Origin of the sequence: Roseibium sp. (genome assembly GCF_051016195.1) — a bacterium.
Lineage (GTDB): Bacteria > Pseudomonadota > Alphaproteobacteria > Rhizobiales > Stappiaceae > Roseibium.
Genome location: NZ_CP134616.1, coordinates 195,548 through 211,192 on the forward strand (window position 1 = coordinate 195,548; position 15,645 = coordinate 211,192).

General features: G+C 60.0%; 12 protein-coding genes and 1 tRNA gene. 5 read left to right on the forward strand and 8 right to left on the reverse strand.

Going from position 1 to position 15,645, the window contains the following annotated elements:
* Positions 1–4 precede the first annotated feature (4 nt).
* Positions 5–1,702, reverse strand: coding sequence for an amidohydrolase (locus RDA78_RS00905; protein WP_434053498.1), 1,698 nt, complete (start codon positions 1,700–1,702; stop codon positions 5–7).
* 233 nt (positions 1,703–1,935) lie between these two features.
* Positions 1,936–4,608 carry an AsmA family protein gene (locus tag RDA78_RS00910; protein WP_434053499.1) on the reverse strand — a complete coding sequence of 891 codons (2,673 nt, stop codon included), beginning with the start codon at positions 4,606–4,608 and terminating at the stop codon, positions 1,936–1,938.
* Positions 4,609–4,805: 197 nt separating this feature from the next.
* Here RDA78_RS00910 and RDA78_RS00915 point away from each other — a divergent pair, with 197 nt between their 5' ends.
* Positions 4,806–5,678: an NAD(P)-dependent oxidoreductase gene (locus RDA78_RS00915; protein WP_434053500.1), complete on the forward strand. Its 873-nt coding sequence runs from the start codon at positions 4,806–4,808 to the stop codon at positions 5,676–5,678.
* 152 nt (positions 5,679–5,830) lie between these two features.
* Here RDA78_RS00915 and RDA78_RS00920 read toward each other — a convergent pair whose 3' ends face one another.
* Together RDA78_RS00920 and RDA78_RS00925 are read right to left on the reverse strand one after the other, a co-directional pair.
* Complete coding sequence (locus tag RDA78_RS00920) at positions 5,831–6,487, reverse strand: HAD-IA family hydrolase (RefSeq protein WP_434053501.1); 657 nt, start codon at positions 6,485–6,487, stop codon at positions 5,831–5,833.
* A 128-nt stretch (positions 6,488–6,615) separates the two neighbouring features.
* The gene (locus RDA78_RS00925; protein ID WP_434053502.1) at positions 6,616–7,509 is read right to left on the reverse strand and encodes a phytanoyl-CoA dioxygenase family protein; all 894 of its coding nucleotides are present in this window, start codon (positions 7,507–7,509) and stop codon (positions 6,616–6,618) included.
* Between the two features lie 116 nt (positions 7,510–7,625).
* Here RDA78_RS00925 and RDA78_RS00930 point away from each other — a divergent pair, with 116 nt between their 5' ends.
* Positions 7,626–8,633: a LacI family DNA-binding transcriptional regulator gene (locus RDA78_RS00930; RefSeq protein ID WP_434053503.1), complete on the forward strand. Its 1,008-nt coding sequence runs from the start codon at positions 7,626–7,628 to the stop codon at positions 8,631–8,633.
* A 16-nt stretch (positions 8,634–8,649) separates the two neighbouring features.
* Here RDA78_RS00930 and RDA78_RS00935 read toward each other — a convergent pair.
* The 4 genes from RDA78_RS00935 to RDA78_RS00950 form a co-directional block, all read right to left on the reverse strand.
* Positions 8,650–8,726: transfer RNA gene (locus RDA78_RS00935), tRNA-Arg, on the reverse strand.
* A gap of 223 nt (positions 8,727–8,949) precedes the next feature.
* Positions 8,950–10,422, reverse strand: coding sequence for a sensor histidine kinase (locus tag RDA78_RS00940; protein WP_434053504.1), 1,473 nt, complete (start codon positions 10,420–10,422; stop codon positions 8,950–8,952).
* 97 nt (positions 10,423–10,519) lie between these two features.
* Positions 10,520–11,950 (reverse strand): dihydrolipoyl dehydrogenase family protein, encoded by a 1,431-nt coding sequence (locus RDA78_RS00945; protein WP_434053505.1) that lies wholly within the window; start codon positions 11,948–11,950, stop codon positions 10,520–10,522.
* A gap of 52 nt (positions 11,951–12,002) precedes the next feature.
* Positions 12,003–12,824, reverse strand: coding sequence for a TVP38/TMEM64 family protein (locus RDA78_RS00950; protein ID WP_434053506.1), 822 nt, complete (start codon positions 12,822–12,824; stop codon positions 12,003–12,005).
* A 324-nt stretch (positions 12,825–13,148) separates the two neighbouring features.
* Here RDA78_RS00950 and rpmH point away from each other — a divergent pair, with 324 nt between their 5' ends.
* From rpmH to yidC, 3 genes are read left to right on the forward strand one after another with little or no spacing between them, the layout of a single operon-like run.
* The gene (rpmH, locus tag RDA78_RS00955) at positions 13,149–13,283 is read left to right on the forward strand and encodes a 50S ribosomal protein L34 (protein ID WP_006934271.1); all 135 of its coding nucleotides are present in this window, start codon (positions 13,149–13,151) and stop codon (positions 13,281–13,283) included.
* A 58-nt stretch (positions 13,284–13,341) separates the two neighbouring features.
* Positions 13,342–13,743 (forward strand): ribonuclease P protein component, encoded by a 402-nt coding sequence (gene rnpA / locus RDA78_RS00960; RefSeq protein WP_434053507.1) that lies wholly within the window; start codon positions 13,342–13,344, stop codon positions 13,741–13,743.
* A 9-nt stretch (positions 13,744–13,752) separates the two neighbouring features.
* The gene (gene yidC, locus RDA78_RS00965) at positions 13,753–15,600 is read left to right on the forward strand and encodes a membrane protein insertase YidC (protein ID WP_434056083.1); all 1,848 of its coding nucleotides are present in this window, start codon (positions 13,753–13,755) and stop codon (positions 15,598–15,600) included.
* The last annotated feature ends 45 nt before the right edge of the window (positions 15,601–15,645 follow it).

Below are 15,645 nucleotides of genomic sequence, written 5' to 3' on the forward strand. Positions count from 1 at the left end.
CCCATCATGGTGTAGAGGATCTCGACCTCAGGATCGTGCTCGGGTCGATCTCATACAGATTCTCGGACAGCACGATGAGGTCGGCTTTTTTGCCGACTTCCAGGCTGCCGACTTCGTGATCGCGTCCCATGCCGTAAGCGGCATTGATCGTGTTTGCACGGATTGCGAGGTCGACCGGAACACGTGCTGCTTCGCCACCGAGCGGAGGCACATCGTCTCTTCCGGGAAGTTGCCGCATGACCGCTGTCCGGATCGCCACCAGCGGACGGTATTCCGAGATATAGCCTGCGGCGGGCCAGTCCGACCCAAGAGACACGTTTCCGCCCGCTTCTGCAATCGCCTTCATTGGGCCATAGCGCTGAATCCGCTCTTCACCGAGGCGCGAAACAGATATACTTGCCAACGATGGATCACGGCTCATCCAGGCACCGGTCGAGTCCCACGTCACGCCAAGTTTCCCAAAGCGTGATATGTCATCAGGATGAACCAGCAAGGCGTGGCTGATCACATTTCGCCGATCCCGTGGCGGGTTCTTTTCGATGGCCATTTCGATCGCATCGAGGACGGCCCGAACGGCCGCGTCCCCGAAGCAATGGCAAACGACGTTGATCCCGGCTGCATCCGCGCGCAGCACTGTCTCGTTCAGGATGTCATATGGGATGATGGGGGCTGGGTCGGCATCAGGATCGTCACTATATGGCTCGGTATAAAGAGCGCTATAGGCATCATCCCCACCGTCCATATTAATCTTGAGGCCACGCGCAGACACGAGCTCTGAGTTGAATTGTTCCCGCATGGTCTCAATCAGCGGGATTGGATCGATGTCCGGATCATTCCAATAGAAATTGCCCTGCACACGGATCGGAAGGTCACCGGCCTCGGCCAGATCCGTCATCATCTGGAAGCCTTCCTCCATGCCAAGGCCCTGAATGCCGTAGTCATGCGCCGTTGTAATCCCGGCTGCCGCAAATCGTAGCAACCACTCGCGAACCCCGGCCTCGGTATACTCAAGGTTCAGATCAATCAGTTTCGAGAGCACCTGCAACTGCGCAGGGATCTCAACAATCCAGCCGGCGGGCGTGCCATCCTCATTTCTGCGAAAGTATGAAAAACCGGGCACGGTTTCGGGTGTGTTTTCGTCGATCCCGGCGATCTCGAGCGCTTTCGAATTCACCCAGGCCTGGTGGCCGTCCACACCCCAGAGGTATATCGGACGCTCGGAGTCGATCTCGTCCAGCATCTCTTTGGTTCCGTAGCCATCCTCCCAAAGATGAAGCCGCACCCCGTATCCGTGGATAATTGGCAGGTCAGGGTTTTCTTCGGCATAGGCGCGCACGCGCTCAAGGATTCCCTCGATACTGTCGACCTGAAGGTCCACACCGCGCATGATCAGCGCGCCGGCTGTCGGGTGCATATGCCCCTCGACAAAACCCGGCAGGACCATCTTGCCTTCCAGATCGATCACGTCCGTCCCCAGGCCGATGACGTCGCCGAGACCCTCCGCATCGCCGACATAGACGATCTCGTCGCCTTCAACCGCAATGGCCTCCGCAACCGTGCCGTCTTCGTCCATCATGTGGATCTGACCATTGATCAGGGCAAAGTCGGTCGACGGGTTTGCCCACGGATTCTGTGCAAAAGTGAACGTGGACGCACTCATCAAAAGTGCCGCCGTCAAGGTGATCAAGATTCCAAAACGCATGTTGTTCTCCCCAGCGCGATGACCCGACGACCGTAAAATGTTATAAAATTACGCTTCGTTCCCAATGCCTTAGATGCATGGAGCGTCACACATCCCGGTGCGATTGTCAGGGTGTCAATCCTGACAAGGTCTGTGCCGATCTTTTCGCGCACTTCATGGATAGCGCCGTCAAACGCCGCAGAGAACGGAACAGAAGACGCGCTGACCTGACTGGTTCCCTGCGCCCGTGCGGCTTACTTGGGACCGGAGTTTTTCGGCAGGGTGCAGGGGCGTGCCTTTTCGTTGATTGGACCCGACCCCCGGAAAATATGACTGACAAGGTTGAGCGGCAGCGAGACGACTTCGCCGATGGCCCTTCCGGGCCCGGCATCCTTGACGGTGACATCAGGCTTGCCGAGCGTGCCGCGGATTTCAAACGGAGACACGATTTCGACAAGCTGTTTGCGCTTTGCGCGCGGGGCAAAGGAAAGGTCGAGCGCGCCCGATCTCAGGTTCACGGTGCCCGCGCCGACAAGCTGGACATTTTCCGTTTCAACAATCATGCGTTTCGAGGTCGCGACACCGTTCTTGAAATGGAGGGGCAGCACCGCGCAGACGAGCTTGCTGGTGTGCTCCTTGTTGCTGGTCACCAGCCAGGTGAAGACGTTCAACCCCGTCAAATCCAGCAGGCGGTTCGGCAGCGTTCCTCCCCAGAGCGACGCCGACACGTTGCCCGACAGCGTCTTCAAAAAGCCCTCCTCGGACCGGGCATTGCCGGTCACATCGAAGCTGGCATAAACCGTGCTGGAAATCGGAGCTGTCAATCCGACCTCGTGCATCAGGCTCCTGAGGGGAAATTTTTCCATGCGTCCGTGTGCATGCGCCGGGTGGTTGTCCTTGCCCAGATTGACCCCGAAATCGCCTCTGACCGTGCCGCCGATGTAATCCAGCTTGAGCCCGGCAAGTTTCAGGTGATCGGCGTCATATTCCAGAGTACCGGTCAGGTTGCCGGCGTGCTTGTTCCCTGAAACGATCTTCTTCACGTTCAGTTCGACCTTCGCACTCAAGGCGGCCTCGAATTCCTTCGTCAGTTCAATATCCTTGCCGTTCCTTTCGCCGGTCACGCCCAGTTGTGCGAAGTCCGAGAGCGCGGCCAGATCGGTAAAGTCCATTTCCTGCGACGAAATTGCGCCGGTGAGCATCCATTTGCCGTCAACCTCGGCCGCACTCATCTTAAGATCCGCATTCACCTGGGTTGCGCCGGAGACCAGATCACCCTTGAAATTCGCCCCACTGGAAGACAGCCCGCTGGAGCCGGAGAAGCGAATTTCCGGAAAGGACTCGTTGGTCTGAATGCCGAGCTCCGCGAGCACCGCCTCCGGTTTCGGCAACGTCAGTTCGGTCGAAAAATCCAGTTCGTCAAGCACCCTGAATTCCGGTATCGCAAGCGCGAAACCAAGATCCACAAGGTTGGTTCCGGTCGTATTTCCGCGCAGTTCCTCAAGCCCGAGCGCCCCTGAAGTTTCCCCGATAACGATCGTGCCGCTGACCTTGCCAAGCCCCGGCGCGTTGTCTGCAGGCCGGTTCAGCAACACGGCAGTGGGAAGTTCGAATGTACCGGAGAGCGACACGCCCCTTAGCGCCAGGATGTCATACACGTCGCCCTTCATGACAAGATACGGCGTCCCCTCCGGTCCATCGAGAATGGTTATGTCCTTCAGGCCGATCCGGTTGCCGTCGCCCTTGATGATGCGCCCGACCGATATCGGCCCGATCTCGTCGAACTCCAGCAGCAGCGCGTTCGTTGTCACGATTGTCCGGTCGATGGAAAGGGCTTCCACCGGGCCACTGACCCGCCCCGCAATCTCCTTCAGATTGATCGCAAGCGATGAGCCCGAGACTGCTTCGGGCTGCGCGAGTTTCGACGTGAAGTCCAGATCGAAAACGGATCCCTGAAAAACGTCCGAGACCGTTCCCTGAACATGGATGACATCACCGTCGTCACCGTCAAAATCGAACGTCAAACCGGCAATGTCGAAGCTGTCGATCGGGCCGCTCGACTGCCATGTCAGCGTTGCATTGCCCTCGACCGCGCTTTCCAGTCCAAGCGAAGCAAGCAGTTTGGTGACGGAACCGGATTTTGCCGACATGTTGCCGTCGATGCTTGCGACCTTCGCGGAAGTATCGACCGTGCCGCTGAGACGCGTTTCCAGGCCGGGAAGCGCAAACGTCATGTCGAACGGCCCCCGGCTGTCATTGTCGCGCACCCAGGTGGATGAGGGCACCACGCCGGATGCACTCAGCGGCGTGCCGTTTATGGTTGCCTCGATACTGACTTCCGTCGACGGCGATGTGTCGGTTGTTTCCAGCTTGAAGGACTCGATCCTGAAAACCTCGTTCCAGCCATCGGCCTCGTTGATGAAGTGGAACTCGACTTCGGTGAGTTCGAGGTTGTCGAAGACCGGATTGTTAAGAAGGACCGAGAGCAGTTCAAACGACCAGACCTGGCGGCGTTCGCCGGACGGATCGGCACGGTACTCGATATCGGCACCGCTCATGCGGAAGTTCCGGATGCCGGAGACATCACCGCGCAGGAGATCGTAGGGTGCGTCGAACTCAACGGTGTCGAAGACACGCCCCTCCCCACGTGCGGAACCCGAAGACCGCTGGATATAGGTGTCCTCGATCTTCACGCCGAGACGCTGTCCCGGGGTTAGAACAACCGGCCCGCGCACTTCCACGGGGCGGTCGAAAATCCGGCTCAGAACCTGCGCGGCCTGTTCCTGCCGGATGGAAGAATAAAGGTCCAGGGTCGCAACGGAATAGGCAACGGCCAGACCGGCAACCAGCATCGTCACCACCGCCACGGCGGCAATCCGCAGCAGACGCACCAGTCCACCTGTTCTGTCTTCCGCCTTGCCGCTCAAACTGCCGACCTCTCTTCAGTTCAATTGCACGGATGCCGTTGTTCCCAGTCTACGCACGTTTCAGCGGCGAATGAACGCGGCATTCGACAGGACGGCATAAAATCCGCGTCAGGTCCACCGCTGCCCCGGTTGCACGCGCGCGCCAAGACCTTTAAGTCAGGTCGCACGAGACACGGGTTGGAAAAAGAGGACTTTCAATGGCAAAGGTTGCGTTTCTTGGGCTTGGCGTCATGGGCTACCCGATGGCCGGATACCTACAGAAGGCCGGTCACGATGTGACGGTCTATAACCGCACGACGGCCAAGGCGGAAAAATGGGTGGCCGAATTTGGCGGCGGTTTTGCCGCTACGCCGCGCGAGGCAGCTGCCGGTGCCGCCTTCGTCATGGCCTGTGTCGGCAATGATGACGACCTGCGCTCGATCTGCCTCGGCGACGACGGCGCGTTCAAGGACATGGCCTCCGGCTCCATCTTCGTCGATCACACCACGGTGTCGGCCAAGGTCACACGCGAGCTTTACGACGTCGCCCGGGATGGCGGCATCTCTTTCGTAGACGCACCTGTTTCCGGCGGGCAGGCAGGCGCTGAAAACGGTCAGCTTGTGGTCATGTGCGGCGGCGATCAGGCGGCCTACGACTCAGCGGAACCCTTCATCGATGCCTATGCGAAGAAATGCGTCAGGCTCGGAGAAAGCGGTGCCGGTCAGCTCACCAAGATGGTCAACCAGATCTGCATCGCCGGCCTCGTGCAGGGGCTGTCGGAAGGTTTGCATTTTGCCGAGAAGGCCGGGCTTGACGGGCGCGCTGTCATCGACCTGATCGGCGGTGGTGCCGCCGGCAGCTGGCAGATGGTCAACCGTTACGAAACCATGCTCGACGATCATTTCGATCACGGCTTCGCCGTCGACTGGATGCGCAAGGACCTCGGCATCTGCCTGGCCACGGCAAACGAAAACGGCGCCAGCCTGCCGGTGACCGCCCTCGTCGACCAGTTCTACAAGGACGTCCAGAAAATGGGCGGCGGCCGCTGGGACACCTCGTCCCTCGTCAAGCGTCTGCGCAAGATGGACTGAGGCTTCGCGGTTCAAGCCGCAAAGCGTGCATGCGTTGAGAAAGACCACCGTGTGAGGAATCACGCGGGTGGTTTTGTGTGGCGCCGTGCCCGGGTCCAAACAAGGCGGGCTAGGTGATGGACCCATTGACGCCTCATTTATGGGTCCATCACCTAGCCTGCCCGCCCCGCCACCAGCCCCTCGACCAATGCCTTCAATTGGGACATGTCATTGAAGACAAGGGCCCTGTCATCGGTAGCTTCAACGGCATGCGCGGCATGCGGGTCGTATCGCAAAACCGCCATGCCGGCTGCGATTGCAGCCTGAACGCCAACGTCGCTGTCTTCGACGACGATGCAGGTCTCAGGTTCGTGCCCCATGTCTCGGGCGGCGTGCAGAAACAAGCCGGGCTCGGGCTTCCAGACACCGACGACGTAGGAGCTGTAGATGTTTGGGCCGAAGTGCGACGCCAGGCCGCTGATCTTCAACGAATGGGCGATTTTCTGCGGTGGGCCGCTCGAAGCGATGCATTTGGGCCGGTCCAGGCTGTCCAGCATGGCAGCCGCACCCGGCACCGGCTGTAGCCTCTCTGCAAAAAGCTGCGCGACGCGTTCGCGATAGGTCGCCTCGAACGTGCCGGGCAGTGGTCTCCCGATCCGTTTCTCGAGGTCGGCGAGCGTGAGGTCCAGTTTTATGCCCCGATAGCGGCGCACCAGCTGCTCTGCCGTTTCGCCGAGTTCGGGCAGAAGATCAACGAAGGCCTGATTGCACAGGACTTCGCTGTCAACGAGCGTCCCGTCCAGATCAAAAATGACGCAGGTTTCTGTCATCTGAAGAATTTCGACACCTTATTGGACCGCCAACAGCCCTTCATAACCGTATTGCCGGCACGGAACCAAGACAGAAGTCTGATGATCGCAAGCCGTGCACTCACCGAGTTGCCCCCAGCCGTTGCATGTCAGCCAAAAGCGCTTTTCGCGCCTCCCGATTTCTGAACCTTGAAAATCGAACTGACATCGGAGGCCGGCGGATAGGGCAAGCGTACCGGAACCTCCCTCATGCGCGGCTGCAGGACAGGATTTCCGATGATCATTCTGTCCTGAAGGTCGTCCCATTGCTGCTGCTGTGACAGGCGCTGGATGTAGGCCGAGCCACCCATGAGCGGCCATGCATCTGCCGCGCAGCATTCATAAAACAGCATCAGCCTGGCGCGATCGGACACATTCGGAGCCGAGCCGTGCAGGGTCCGTGCATGGTGGATCGACATGCTTCCCGCCTTGCCCGTTATCTTTACAGCCTTCCCGATCTGGAAATCCGGATCGTCCGGGTCGACAGCGCCGCAGAAAACGCCGTCTGCGCTGTTGTGGCTCAGGATCGGTCCCTTGTGGGATCCCGGAATGACCTGTAGCGGCCCGTTGTCCTCCGTGACGTCTTCCAGGAAGACGCCAAAGGCCAGCATGTCATCGTTGGTGTGAGGGTAGAACGCCCAGTCCTGATGCCACTCGACCGCAGCCCCGCCGCCGGGCGCCTTGGCGTTGAGTTTCGACGTTTGCAGAACCGCATTTGGTCCGATCAGCTGCCGCAGAACCTCGGTGATCCCGGAGTTTTTCAGAATGTCCCAAAAGAAGGGATGCTGCTTGTGCGGCAGCTTGATCCGGGTCAGCTTCGGGGTCTCGAAACCATGGCCTTCATCGAGATCGTAGACATCATTGCTTTCGATCACGTTTCGCGAGCGTTCGATGAAATCGTGCGTGATGTCCTGCATCCGCTTGAGCTGTTCCGGTGTCACCACGTCTTCGACCAGAAGGTAGCCGTTCTCGACGTAAAACGCGGTCTGTTCGATCGTGAGCATCGCTGTTTCTCCCCGGCAAACGAATTTTGGTATCGATACCATGCTTGATTTGGTATCGATACCACCGTCTAGTGAACCCGTCAATCGCGACGAGGTTCCAGTGCGGGAGTCGAGCTTTGGGTAAAGACAAGTGGGTCACGATGCGCGATGTCGCCGATCTGGCAAAGGTCGGCACGATCACGGTCTCCCGCGTCTTGCGAACGCCCGAGAAAGTGTCTGACGAAAAACGGCTGCGCGTGCAAAAGGCAATCGAGGAACTCGGCTATGTCCCCGACAACACCGCCGGTGCCCTGTCTTCCAGCAGGAGCCGCGTTTTCGGAGCGATCGTTTCCACGATCAGCGACTCGGTGTTCGCGTCAACCCTCGACGGTTTGTCGGGCACGCTCCGGGCTGCGGGATATGAACTGCTTCTGACCAGCACGGGATATGATCCACACGTTGAAGAAGATGCATTGCGCGCGCTGCTGGCGCGCCGGCCCGACGGGATCGTTCTGACCAGCACATCTCATTCTGACGGCACCTCGAAGCTGATCAGATCCTTGCGGATCCCCGTCGTCGAGATCTGGCAGTTGCCATCCGCCCCCGTGGACATCGCGGTCGGCTTTTCGAATTTTCAGGCCGGACATGACATGGCGCGTCATCTCATCGGCAGCGGCCGGAAGAACATCGCCTTTCTGGGAGGCGGTGGCTTGCTGGACGAGCGCGGCCGCCGCCGCCGCGAGGGCTACTTGGCCGCGCTGCGCGCTGCCGGCATGACCCCGGTCACGTGGCCCGGCAAAGACCGGAACATGCCCTCGGACATTGAAATGGGGACCGCATTCTTCGACGCATGCCTGAAGGCCAATCCGCACACCGACGCCGTCATGTGCGTGAGTGACACGGTCGCCGTGGGTGTTCTTTGTGAAGCGAGGAGACGCAATCTGGCCGTGCCCGGTGACCTCGCCGTTTCGGGTTTTGGCGGGTTTGAACTGGCGAAGGCATCCGGCTTCGACCTGACCACGATCGAGGTTCCCGGCAACGCCATCGGCGTTGCTTCAGCCAAGGCGCTTCTTGATCCCGAAGCCGCAAGAAGCGCGAAGGTCATCGACCTCGGCTACAAGCTGGCCGTGCGCGGAACGACTTAGTGACAATATCGGAGAATGGCGCACCGGGGAGGATTCGAACCCCCGACCCCCAGATTCGTAGTCTGGTGCTCTATCCAGCTGAGCTACCGGTGCTTCGGGTGCAGGGACGGTTATCCGGATGATGTTGACGCGAATAACGGTCCTGCGCAGCGGGGCCGCGTGTGCCCCGGACAGGGCGCTTACCTACTGTGCCCCGGGAGGGAATGCAAGGAACTTTTTGAACTTTTTTTCAAGGAATTGTCACACGGTTCCAAATCCCTCAGGAAAGCCAAGGAATTGGCGGCAGGCAGCGGCAACGCCACTTCGGGAATGCCGCTCAGGACCGGCGGTCGGGAACCCGCAGGCGGAAACAGGCACCCGGCCTGGTCTCGTCCAGATGGATGCTGCCGCCATGGGCCTTCAAAAGCTCGGCAACGATGGCAAGGCCGAGCCCGACGCCCCCTTTCTTGGAGCCGCTGTGAAACGCCTTGAAGAGGGCCTTTCTGGTATTTTCAGGAATACCGGGCCCGGTGTCGGAAATCACCACGTGCACGCACTCGCCGTCGCGCATCGCTTCCATGGTAATCCGGCGGACAAGCGTCTCGTCCTTTTCCGATTCCAGCGCCTGCAGCGCGTTGCGCACGAGATTGAGCAGGACACGGAAGATCTGTTCCGGGTCCGCGTCGATTTCGATGTGCTCCGGCACGTTGTTCTCGAAATCGACCATGTCGTGATCCTGAAGCCCGAGCACGTCGGCAACGTCGTCCCCGACCCGCTGCAGGGCGAGCAGGCGCCGCTGGGGCGGGCGTTCCTGGGCCTTGCCGTAGGACATCACCGCCTGGGTGTAGCCGACCGCCCTGTCGAGGGTCGCCAGGATCTTCGGTGCGAGACGGCTGACCGTGGGATCTGGAACATGTTCCAGCCTCTCCAGGAACAGCTGCGCGGAGGCCAGGAGATTGCGCAGGTCGTGGTTGATCTTGGAGACCGCCAGCCCGAGATCGGCCAGGCGCTGTTTCTGGTGGAGCGCGCGCGCCAGGGCTTCTTCCATGGCGGCCAGGCGGATTTCCGCATCGCCCAGTTCGTCCTGGCGTCCGGAGACGGTGATGATGCGGCTGGTGTCTTCCGGGCTCTCCGCAAAACGCTCCATGGAGCGGGTCAGACGGCGCAGCGGGCGGATGAACAGGGCACGCAGCGTGATGTAGACGAGACTTGCGGTGATGACGGAAATGAACAGAGACAGGGCAAGGATACGGCCGGAAAAGGCCAGCATGTCCTGCTGCAGCAGCGCGACGGGCAGGACCACGTCGACGCGCTCCGTGTGGCCCATCTGGCCGACACCGATCACGCGCATGACGCCGTCGCCGCTGTAGGTGAGGATCTGGAAACTGCCGATGATCGAGGAAAGCGCCGAGACATTGGCCATGTCGACCACGAAATCAACCTCGCCCGGCACATCGTTCATGGCAATCAGGCTGCGCCGGGAGCCCTGATCGAGCGAAATTGCAACCGCGCCCGTCGTCTGCAGCAGTTCTTCCTGCAGCCTCGGCGCGATCGTGCTGGTTTCCGCCAGAACGGACGCGGCGACGCCCGCCGTCGTCAGCCGGTCCATCAGCCAGGTGTTGCGGTAGTTGGCGATGGAAGGAACATAGATGAAGACTTCCGACAGCATCACGAAGACGACCGTCAAAAGCAGGAGCTTGCCCGACAGGCCGCCGAGCCGGGGGCGTTCCGGGCGTTCGATCGCCCGGGGTCGCTTTCCCGTATCGTCTGCAGGGACCGCTGCGCCTTCCGGCGCGCCCTCATGCTTCATGTCCGTCCGTCCCAAGAATCACTCTGTTACACGCTCACAAAATAAGCAGCAATGGTCTGAAAGTATGACCTAATACCGTCGCAACAACGGCTAACATTCATCCGAACTTGCGCAATATCGCAAGCAACCGGCGTAACCAAACATTCTTTGGCGCGTCCGCATAGTACGAAATTGCCGCACGCCGCACCAGTTCTCCGAGGGTCGGATAGGGTGCAATGAAACCGGCAAGATCCTTCATCTTCATTTTCCTGGACAGCGCCAGCGAGAGAAGATTGAGGATTTCGCCGGCCTGCGCGCCGACAATGTCGGCACCGGCCAGACGGCCGCCCGGGCCGACAATCAGCTTCAGGCGTCCCTTGGTCACCCCCTCCGCCTGGGCCCGGTCGTTGCCGGCATATTCTGCGGTCAGTACCTTCACGGCACCGCTATAGGCCCGCTTGGCCTCGGTAACGGTCATGCCGATGTGCCCGATTTCCGGAGATGTATAGGTTACCCAGGGAACGAGGGTGTTGTTCATCTTCACCGGCATGCGGAACAGGATCGAACGAATGACAAGACCCGCCTGGTAACCGGCGACATGGGTGAACTGCAATCCGCCGGCGACATCACCGATCGCGTACACCTTGCGGTTCGTGGTGCGCAGACCCTGATCAACCTCGATGCCCTTGCGGTCGAACCTGATGCCGGCTTCTTCCAGCCCAAGGTCCTGGACATTGGGTGCCCGCCCGGCCGCAACAAGCAGATGGCTGGCCTCCGTTTCAACGCTGGTTCCGTCTGCGGTTTTCGCGATGATCCTTATTCCGCCGCCAGTTGCCTCGACGCGCTCAACGGCTGTCTCCTCCAGGATCTCGATGCCTTCGGCTTTCAGTGTTTCGATCACGATCCCGGCGAGTTCGGGATCGTCCTTGCCGAGCGCCTTTGCCGCCTCGAACACCGTCACCCTGGCACCCAGGCGGCGATGTGCCTGCGCCATTTCCAGCCCGATCGGACCGCCGCCGATGATCGCGAGGTGGTCCGGCGTCTCGCGCAGCTCAAAGAGGGTCTCATTGATGAGATAAGGCACCTCGTCCAAGCCGGGAATGGGTGGAACCAGTGCGGTCGATCCGGTTGCGACAACAAAGCGGCGCGCCTTAATCCTGAAGTCTCCGGCCTCCACCGTCGCTTCATCGGTGAAACGGGCCGTGTCCCTGAGCACCGTGACGCCGAGACCTTCAAAGCGCTCCTGGGAATCATGCGGCTCGATTGCCGCGATCACGCTGCGCACATGATCGTTGGCCCTTGCAAAATCAACGTCGAGGCTTTCCGAGTGGACACCGAACCTGTCCTGGTTTCGGTTGCCTGCCGCGGCTTTCGCGGCGGCCAGCAGAGCCTTGGAAGGCACGCAGCCGTAGTTCAGGCAGTCCCCCCCCATCAGCCCTTTCTCGATCAGGACAACCTCGACGCCAAAGGCGGCAGCGGCAGCGGCAACGGAGAGGCCGCCGGAGCCGGCGCCAATCACGCATATGTCGGGGGTCAGCTGTATTGCCATTGAGGGCTCCGGTTGCGGTGAATGAAGCGGGGCGAGGTTCCGGGCGCCGGCGTCAGGCCGAGCGGACCTTCTTCAGGACGACGGGGATAAGGCTTGCGATCCCGAGCGCGAAGAAAGCCGCCAGAAGCTGGGGCGTCACCAGCGCGGATATCTCGATTTCGCAGGTTCCGGCGGCCGCGCATCCCGGGTTTGCAGCTTCCTGAGCTTCGATAACGCTGTCGAGACCGGACCCGATGAAGGCGAATGCGAAGGTCCCCGGGATGATGCCGACAAAAGTCGCCAGCGCGTAAGTGGGAAGCCGCACCTGGAAGATCGCTGGGGCGATGTTGACGAGCCAGAACGGAAAGACGGGCGTGAGACGCAGGAACAGGAGATAACTGAAACTCTCGTTCCGGAAGCCTTCGGCAAGACGCGACAGGAACGGGCCAGCCCGTTTGGTCAGGACCTCTCCGAAGGAAGAACGGGCAACGAGAAAAACAGCGCATGCGCCAATGGTCGCGCCGAAAACCGTCACGGTTCCACCGGCGATCCAGCCGAACAGAAAGCCCCCGGCAATCGTGAGGAGAGACGCTCCGGGAAAGGAAAGAGCGACGCAGACGATATAGGCAAGGCAGAACACGGCGAGTGCCGCCAGCAGGTTCTGGTCGACAAAACCGATCAGCTCCTGGCGCTGCATAATCAGGTTGGACAGGGTCAATTGCTTGTGCAGGTCCTGGGAAAAGGCAACAGCCATCAGCGCTACCAGAACGATCAGGGGCAACCATTTCCTGAATTTGCCGGAGGCGGGCGGTTTTGCCGTAGTCTCGATGTCCTGCTCCGTTTCCTTCGGCCCGGTCATTCGGTCAGCCTTTTCCCCCAGCATGTCACGTCCCATCAGCAGTTCGTTAGTGGCGATTCTTGATGACGCCGTAATGGTCTTTCTGCCAGATGTACCTTAAACTGCTTAAAAAGAAGCATGCTTCACCGATAAGTGACGCCATGGTGTCAGCCGTTCACCTGTGCGTGAACGCATTTGCGGCCTGAGAATCTTGGCGCGTAACGTTGACTTGAGGCGGCGCGGCGCTTATAAGCGCGCTCGACTGGGACATGCATTCGGACCCAAGGCTGTTGTGAGCCGCGCTCTTCCAGCGCTTCGAGTGCTTCCACCAAAGAATTTAAAAATGAAAAGGGCCGCGCTCGAACCGCGCGGGTAAGAACGATGAAGCGTACGTATCAACCGAGCCGTCTTGTCCGCAAGCGCCGCCACGGATTCCGCGCACGTATGGCAACCAAGAACGGTCGTCAGGTGCTCGCACGCCGCCGTGCAAAGGGCCGCAAGAGCCTCAGCGCCTGATTGGCAACCTGTGGCAGTGCGCCGGGTTGGCGGCTGCTGCCAACACCATTCCGCTGCCATGGACACATTGAAAAAGCGCTCCGAATTCCTCGCGGTTGCCAAAGGCGGCCGATTGGGTCGGCGCGCTTTCGTCGTTCAGGGCTTGAAGCGCACCACGGACGAAGCACCGCGGGTGGGATATACCGTCACCAAGAAGACCGGTAACTCCGTCATGCGCAGCCGCATCAAGCGGCGGCTGCGGGCAGCGGTTGCCGCGCTTTGCCAGGACGATGTTCCGCAAAATGCGGATTTTGTGCTTGTCGCGCGCGATTCCGCGCTCACTCTTCCCTTTCAAAAACTCGTTGCAGACCTTAAGTCAGGCCTAAGCCAAGTGCTGGATCCGGAGACACCGCGCGGACGGGGAAAACCGCGCCGGGGGACCCGACCGTCTCAACCGACACCGCGCAGGAAACAGGGGTAATACCAGTTGATCTCCGAAAACCGAAACACGATTCTGGCAATCGTTCTGTCCCTGATCGTTCTGCTCGCCTGGCAGTATTTCGTTGCCACTCCGGAACTGGAGCGCCAACAGGCAGCCATTGAGGCACAGCAACAAGCGGATGCCGCGCGCCAGGCCGCCACCGCAGGCGGTGCCAACCCCGATGCGCCACAACCCTCGGCGTCGTCGAGCGGGAATGCTGCACTTCCTGCGCAGTCCGTGGGTCAGAATGCGGTTTTCGGAAGCCGGGAACTGGCCGTTGCCGCCAGTGACCGTGTCGTCATCGACACGCCGCGCCTGGAGGGTTCGATCAATCTCACCGGCGCCCGCCTCGATGATCTGCGGCTCAAGGACTACCACGAGACCGTCGACAAGAGCAGCCCGACGATCGCCCTGTTCTCGCCCAAGGGCAGTCCGCAACCCTACTATACCGACTATGGATGGGTTGCAGATCCGGGATCGGAAATCGCACTTCCGGGACCAGACAGCGTCTGGACCGCAGAGGGCAACGCTACCCTCACACCGTCAACACCGCTGACACTGAGCTGGGACAACGGCGCTGGCCTGGTATTCAAGCGCACGTTTTCCGTCGACGAGAACTACATGTTCACCGTCGCGCAATCCATCGACAACAGCTCCGCCGAGGCCGTCACGCTTTACCCCTACGGCCTGATCGCACGGCAGGGCATCCCGGAAACGACCGGCATCTGGATCCTTCACGAGGGCCTGCTCGGCGTCTTCGGTGAAGAAGGACTTCTGGAGGTCGACTATTCCGACCTTGAGGAAGAGGGCATGAACCGCCCGGCCAAGGTCGATAACGGCTGGCTTGGCATCACCGACAAATACTGGGCCGCGACCCTGATCCCGATTCCGGGACAGGAGTTTCAGCCGAGTTTCAGCTTTTCCAACGTCACCGGCAATTTCCAGGCAGACTACCTGGGCAACGGTGTGGCCGTGCCGGCTGGCGGGACCGCTGAAACAAGTTCATATCTGTTTGCCGGCGCCAAGGAAACGAAACTCATCGACGCCTATGAGGAATCCATCGGCATCAACCGGTTCGAACTCCTGATCGACTGGGGCTGGTTCTACTTCCTGACCAAGCCGATGTTCTTCGCGATCGATTACTTCTTCCACCTGCTTGGAAACTTCGGCGTCGCCATCCTCGTCGTGACGGTCATCATCAAGCTGATCTTCTTCCCCCTTGCGAACAAATCCTATGTCTCCATGAGCAAAATGAAGCTCGTGCAGCCGCAAATGACGGAGATCCGGGAAACCTACAAGGACGACAGACAGAAGCAGCAACAAGCGCTGATGGAGCTGTACAAGAAGGAAAAGATCAATCCGCTTGCAGGCTGTTTGCCGATCCTGATCCAGATTCCCGTGTTCTTTGCGCTCTACAAGGTTCTGTTCGTTACCATCGAAATGCGACATGCGCCGTTCTTCGGCTGGATCCAGGATCTGTCCGCGCCGGATCCGACATCGCTGTTCAACCTGTTCGGGTTGATCCCCTGGGATCCGCCGCAACTCTTGATGCTCGGCGTCTGGCCGCTGCTGATGGGCATCACCATGTTCATCCAGATGAAAATGAACCCGGCGCCGCCGGACCCGACCCAGCAGATGATCTTCACCTGGATGCCGGTCGTGTTCACCTTCATGCTGGCCTCGTTCCCGGCCGGACTGGTGATCTACTGGGCTTGGAACAACTTCCTGTCGATCACGCAGCAATACGTGATCATGCGGCGTCAGGGTGCCAAGGTCGAACTTTGGGAAAATCTGGGGTCCATGTTCAAACGAAAGAAACAGGCCCCGGACGACGAGAGTTCGGGAAGCGCGAAGTAGACTTCGCCGCTCATCTTGATCATGCCGTCTGGCATGAACCGAAAA